At 69.1% G+C, this 2,531-nt stretch carries 2 protein-coding genes; both read right to left on the bottom strand.

The window, feature by feature from the left end; translation table 11 throughout:
- A partial coding sequence (locus VF697_RS34230) for an ArsA family ATPase (RefSeq protein WP_331101657.1) occupies positions 1 to 1,976 on the bottom strand: 1,976 nt, incomplete at its 3' end.
- Positions 1,977 to 2,338: 362 nt separating this feature from the next.
- Positions 2,339 to 2,531 (bottom strand): helix-turn-helix domain-containing protein (locus VF697_RS34235; RefSeq protein WP_331101658.1); only part of this gene is annotated, 193 nt, incomplete at its 5' end.

The following is a 2,531-nucleotide window of genomic DNA, read 5'->3' on the forward strand; positions in this document are numbered from 1 at the left end:
AAGGCCTTCAGCTCGCGCAGACCGGCCGGGTGACGACCCAGGGCGGGCGCCACCGTCACCGGCAGGCCGATCTTCTTCTCGATGTTCTTCGCCGCGTTGAGCTCGTTCTTCCGGCGGTTCTCGCACTTGGCGCAGTCCGCCTTGGGGCCCACCCGGTTCACCAGCACGCGCTCCACCTGGAGCTTGCGCGCCTTGAGGTACTCCACCAGCCGCTCGGTGCGCGCCGCCGCCAGCTCCTCACCGCGCGTCACCACCACGAAGCGCGACTCGTTGGGCGAGGCCAGCGCGTCCTCGAAGCGCTTGATGTGCTTGAGGAACGCGGCCATGTCGTCGGCCAGCTCGCCCAGGCCCTTGGACTTGTGCTTGGAGAGCACGGAGTGCAGCGCGGTGAACCAGCCCTTGGCGGTGTCGGCCAGCTCCACCACGCGCATGGAGCTCACCATGGGCGCCCCGTCCACGACGATGCGCTTGAAGCGCTCCTGCACCAGCGCGTCCGTGAGGCAGGACATGGCCGCCAGCTCGTCGATGCCCGGAGGCGCCGCGTCCAGCAGGTTGCGGAAGAGCAGCAGGTCCGTCGGCACCTCATTGCCCGTCTTGGGCGCGCCCTCGAAGGCCTTCTCCGCCTTCTCCTTCCAGCGCTTGCGCAGGTTGCTGAACCAGCCGGCCATGTCCAGCTCGCGCGCGTACAGGCCCTTGGTGCCCTTCACCTGCGTCTCGACATCCGTCAGCCGGCTCTGCAGCACGTCCGACAGCGAGTGCGCCGGATCCGTGGAGATGAGGAGCACCGGCCCCTCCTTCTCCGTGAGCGTCACCGCCGCGGCGGCCGCGCAGGAGCTCTTGCCCACTCCGCCCTGGCCCACGAAGAAGATGAGGCGCGTGGGAGGCAGTGGCGGCGCCGCGATGGGCGGCATGGACGGAGCGCGAACCAGCGCCGGCGGGCCCTCGGAGGGGGCGAACTCCAGCGACTTCGTCTCCTTGCCGCTCGCCCACTCCTTGGCGAAGGCCTTCATCAGCTCCAGGCCGCGGGGAGCCACCTCGCGCTTGCCCACGAGGTGCACCGGCACGTTCTTGTCTAGCGCCTGGAACTTGCGCACGTGCGGCGCCTGGAGTCCGCGGCGGCCCAGGCAGGCGGGACAGCCTTCCTTGTCCTCCGCCTGGTTGACCACCACCTCCACCACCGGAATGCCGCGCTCACGCAGCTGCGTGAAGTACATGCGCGTCTGGGCCTCGGGCACCGGCTCGGCCAGCGCCACCAGGTGGAAGGCCGTGCGCGCCGGATCCTTCAGCAGCGCCAGCAGCTTCTCCGCCCGGGCCAGGAACTCCTCCAGGAAGCTCTGCTCCTCCGTCACCGCGGCCGAGGCCTTCTTGCCCTTGCCACTGGCGGCCCGCTCCGCCCCCGCCTTCACGAGGCCCAGGAACTTGCGCAGCCCCACCGGCATGTCGAAGAGGCGCAGCGTGTGGCTGGTGGGCGCCGTGTCCACCACCACCCGATCGAACTCACCGCTATCGACCAGCTCCACCACGTGCAGCAGGCCCAGCAGCTCCTCCAGCCCCGGAGTGGCCTGGCTGTACAGCTTGCCCAGCTCCTCCTCCGTCAGGTGGGTGCCCTTCACCGCCGTCTTCTGCAGCGCGGGCAGGTACTTCGTCAGGAAGGGCTTGAGCAGCGTGGCGGGCTCCACTTCCATCGCCCACAGTCCCCCGTCCGCCTTGCCCTTGGCCGCCTTGCCCTTGCCCTTGGGCTCCGGCTTGGCGGGCTCCTTGGGGGCCTCGCCGTCCTCCGCGTCCAGCTTCGCCGGCTTCGCCGACAGCTTCTTTTTCACCAGGTCCGAGAGGGAACCCACCGGATCCAACGAGACGAGCAGCACCTTCTCCTTGGGCGCTTCATCCGCGAGCCGCAGCGCGTACGCCGCCGCGAGCGTGGTCTTGCCTACCCCGCCCTTGCCGCCGAAGAAGTGAAGAACTCGCGCGTCACTCATGAAAACGTGGCCCTTCCTGGACGCCCCCGGGCATGAACGTTCTCCGTCCGTTTCTGGACAACCTCGGAGAAGGTGCACCGGCCTGGGACGCACACCCCAAGTAGGGTGCCGTGCTACCGGTGCTCCGTGGGTGTGTGTGACCTGAAGGATCGCCCGCCGGGAGCCTGAGAGTCAAGCGAAGAGGGGCTATCCTACCCCACGGCTCGCGCACTGCGTCATGCCTGCTCTCATGACGAGCATGCACCCCGTGCTCGGTCTCCGGGCGTGCCGACACCCGCCGGGACCGACACGCCGAGCCGACCCTTCAGGTCGGCCCGGGTTCAAGGTCCCGGCGAGTGGGTGGGATCCAGTAGGCGGACGGCCTAGCGGATCTCCGGGTTGCTGCCGAACGAGGGGCCGCCATGGCCGGTGAGGCTGTTCCCCTCCTGGGGACCCTTCCCGGTCTGCTGCTGGCGAGCTTCGGCCGCATAGCGGTTGAGCTTGTTGTAGAGCGTCTTCTCGCTCACCCCGAGCACCTCCGCCGTCCGGGCCTTGTTGTTCCCGTTCCGCTGGAGG

It is taken from the genome of Archangium sp., from assembly GCF_036388035.1.
In the GTDB taxonomy this organism is placed as follows: Bacteria; Myxococcota; Myxococcia; order Myxococcales; family Myxococcaceae; genus Archangium.